Origin of the sequence: Paraburkholderia sp. JHI2823, assembly GCF_038900695.1 — a bacterium.
GTDB lineage: Bacteria > Pseudomonadota > Gammaproteobacteria > Burkholderiales > Burkholderiaceae > Paraburkholderia > Paraburkholderia mimosarum.
In genome coordinates, this window is record NZ_JAYMRY010000112.1 from 1 (window position 1) to 3,096 (window position 3,096).

3 protein-coding genes and 2 pseudogenes are annotated in these 3,096 nt (G+C 54.7%); 2 read left to right on the top strand and 3 right to left on the bottom strand.

The annotated features are described in order from the left end of the window. Positions 1–138: 138 nt before the first annotated feature. From VSR34_RS37680 to idi, 3 genes are all read right to left on the bottom strand, one after another. Positions 139–756 carry a TIGR00730 family Rossman fold protein gene (locus tag VSR34_RS37680; protein WP_028215563.1) on the bottom strand — a complete coding sequence of 206 codons (618 nt, stop codon included), beginning with the start codon at positions 754–756 and terminating at the stop codon, positions 139–141. Positions 757–939: 183 nt separating this feature from the next. Continuing rightward, positions 940–1,620 carry an isopentenyl transferase family protein gene (locus tag VSR34_RS37685; RefSeq protein WP_342965148.1) on the bottom strand — a complete coding sequence of 227 codons (681 nt, stop codon included), beginning with the start codon at positions 1,618–1,620 and terminating at the stop codon, positions 940–942. A gap of 8 nt (positions 1,621–1,628) precedes the next feature. Further along, on the bottom strand, positions 1,629–2,162 hold the full coding sequence (gene idi, locus VSR34_RS37690) for an isopentenyl-diphosphate Delta-isomerase (protein ID WP_342965149.1): 534 nt from the start codon (positions 2,160–2,162) through the stop codon (positions 1,629–1,631). Between the two features lie 452 nt (positions 2,163–2,614). Here idi and VSR34_RS37695 point away from each other — a divergent pair. Both VSR34_RS37695 and VSR34_RS37700 read left to right on the top strand, forming a co-directional pair. Then, a pseudogene (locus VSR34_RS37695) lies at positions 2,615–2,783 on the top strand (IS5/IS1182 family transposase); the annotation flags it as partial. 95 nt (positions 2,784–2,878) lie between these two features. Next, positions 2,879–3,096 (top strand): annotated as a pseudogene (locus VSR34_RS37700) (IS6 family transposase); the annotation flags it as partial.

The following is a 3,096-nucleotide window of genomic DNA, read 5'->3' on the forward strand; positions in this document are numbered from 1 at the left end:
ATCGCGCAGGAACCGCGCAGCTGATGACGATGGCAGGGAAGCGGTGACCGTGATAAAGCGATTTTCTTTTCTTCATCGCTTCATTCTACCCCCGCTACTGCGTCAACCTGACAGAGCCCTTTTGAAGGCAGCACTTGGCTAGGGCTGAAGTAGGGAGCGCCTATAAGCAGCGGCTGGAGCGGCGGCGACAATTGCGGGGATAACGTCGTCGACGCGATCAACCACAATGGGTTGGAGAAGGTGGCCGCTATGAATGAAACCTGCTCGGCGCATATGGTCAAGCATTGTCAGCATCGGGTCCCAGAAACGTTTGACGTTAACTAATACCATCGGCTTACGGTGTCTCCCGAGTTGGCACCAGGTCATGATTTCCATGGTTTCGTCGACGGTACCGATTCCGCCCGGCAGTACTACGAAGGCATCCGCGCGCTCGAACATCTTCTGCTTTCGCTCGTGCATTGTTTCGGTGATCGTCAGATCCTCGAGCATGGTCAGCGCGTCCATGGTGGACTCTCGGTTAAGAAGGAATCTCGGAATGATCGCGCTTACCTGCCCGCGAACGTTCAGCGTTCCGCGGGCGACTGCTCCCATCACACCACTGGTTCCGCCGCCATAGATCAGCGCCAGTCCCGACGCAGCCAGTGCACGACCCAGTTGTTCGCCCGCCTCGACGTAGGCAGCATTGTTGCCGGGCGATGAGCCGCAATAGACGCATACTGCCCGTATGGTATCCGTATTAGTTTCTTTAATCGACATATCAAGTTTCCGCGTGTTGGAGGGAGTGCCCAACGCATATATCGCACGAGCTCGCTGGCGAGCCTCGCAAAATGCCGTGCCGTCTCCCCATAGACGACACGGCCGGCATCGCCGTCCGAATTAAGGCTATGAATTTGTTGATGCAATCACATTAGGCGAACGAGGTAAATGCGACTCCCGCTTTCATGGTCCATAGAGAGCTCGCAACGTCAGTTCCTGAACTTTTGCATATGCCAAGAAATCTGCAATGATGGCATCGACTAAGGCATCTAGGACGCTTGCGGAGCAACACCGAGCGAGTTCAGTCAACGACATATCGTGGTGGTCTGCGTACTGGCAAAGCGTCCGATATCCAACGATACCTCGGAGTACTTTGCTCGCATCTGGATCACAAGAAACGGCAACTGCTTCGTCGAGCATCGATGGTCCAACAGCAGGCTGCAGCATCTCACGCACTCGCGTACAGGCCTTGGCGCGAAACACGTTCGCGGTCGGAAGACGCAGCCGCTCGACAGTCCATTCATACTGATTCCACTCAGCGTCGGCATTGATTGCGGCAAGCAGCGACATAGACCCGCCTTCGAGAATTATCTGCTCGTTTTGTCGGCGGAATTGCTCGACCAAATCATGTAACAGCAAGTTCGCCTGTGCAGCTGGCAACTCACCGTCAGCGACAGGGCGATCGCAAAGATAGTACCGTCGTGTCGCGCGCAATTCCGTATCCGATGGGCGCCCGCTTCCCACTGAGAGCTCGCTGTGGCACTGAATCCGGTCGAGCGAAATCACGCTCGCGCCGGTCTGTTGCGCCAACTCGACAGACCGGCCCGTCTTGCCTGTCGTGGTAGGCCCGATGATGAGATGCAACGGCGCGTTCAAAGCGGCTGCCCCGGAAGATAGGGCGTCACATGGGAAAAGGCGGCACGAAACCAAGCAGTGAACTCATCGGGTGATTCAAAGAGGCGTTGCACTACCGTGGAGACGGCTACGCGGTCCCATTCACAGACTTCGTCGGGGTTCGCCTCCGGAGTGCCGGAAAATGTGCCGACGAATAGATGGTCGATCTCGTGCTCGATCAATCCGGATCCTACCGGCTCGCGGTACAGGAAGATGCCTACATGTCGCAGATCGCAGCTAAAACCCATCTCTTCTCGAAGGCGTCGATTGGCCGCGACATCAATTTTCTCGTGTTGTCTCGGATGGCCACAGCAGGTGTTTGCCCAAAGCCCACCGGAATGATATTTGGATGCTGCCCTGCGCTGAAGCAGCAGTTTTCCGGTATCGTCGATGACAAAAATCGAAAACGCGCGGTGCAGCAAGCCGCGTCTGTGGGCTTCGAGCTTTTCGGCAGTGCCGATGGCTTCGTCGGATTCGTTTACTAGCACTACGTGGTCGGGGCAGGTTTCCATGGTTAATTAAATTTCCAATAGATTGGTTATTAATGTTTACTTCCAAAAGCGGCCAAGGACGCGCTAGTCAATGAGTTCGTCCCCTGCGCTTGCGAGGAGTCAGTTTGTAAGCAGCCGTACCGCTGTTTCAGAAAGTAAATCCTAAGCATACGTTCCTAGCCAATCTTTCCCTAAACGGCCTGTTCCACGTTGTCGCTCACGAGATATAACAATGTGTGTCATAGAAAAACCTCCGAATGGCTCGATATATTTGAAAAATCAATGCGGCTGGCGAGGTCCGCAAGCTTAGTCGAAAAGGATGGAATTTTTTGATAAATCCATGTAATAATTTATTTAAAATCGTATCATTTTGAATCATTCGTTCTGGAAAGCACTGATTTTTTCGGCTCGTCGGTCATCGCAAAGATCACCGAGGACGCTATAGAAGGAGCCTCACAGAACGGATCTACGACATGAAGCGGCAGTTCGGTTTTGCAGAAGGGGAAAGCAAGGGTGCGAAGCGACAGCGCTTTCTGGCGGAGATGGAGAAGCTGTTCGTGGACGCGCTTGCTGTGGGCTATTGAGCCGCAGTATCCGAAGGGCAAGCGAGGCCGTCCGCCGATTAGGCTGGAGCGGATGCTCCTGTCAGGTGCGGCGGGCGTGCTCGCCGTCTCTGGTGCCCATATGGCCGGCGAATGGGTTAGAGGTTTCGGAGGAAAACGAACCGACGAGCTGCGATGAGCAAGCTGAAGAGTCCGGAGAAGTTGTTCGGCGGACGCCATTTTGATCGGGAGATCATCATTCTGTGCGTTCGCTGGTACCTGCGCTACAAGCTCAGCTTTCGCGATCTGGTAGAGATGATGACCGAACGGGGATTGTCGCCGGCTCACACGGCGATTCTACGCTGGGTGAGGCGTTATACACCCAGGTTCTTCAAACGCTGGAACCGCTTTGC

What these genes read in the sequence shown, in the direction of transcription:
- VSR34_RS37680 (WP_028215563.1), bottom strand. Translation starts at nt 756, where the DNA reads ATGTCGATTAAAGAAACTAATACGGATACCATACGGGCAGTATGCGTC.
- idi (WP_342965149.1), bottom strand. Translation starts at nt 2,162, where the DNA reads ATGGAAACCTGCCCCGACCACGTAGTGCTAGTAAACGAATCCGACGAA.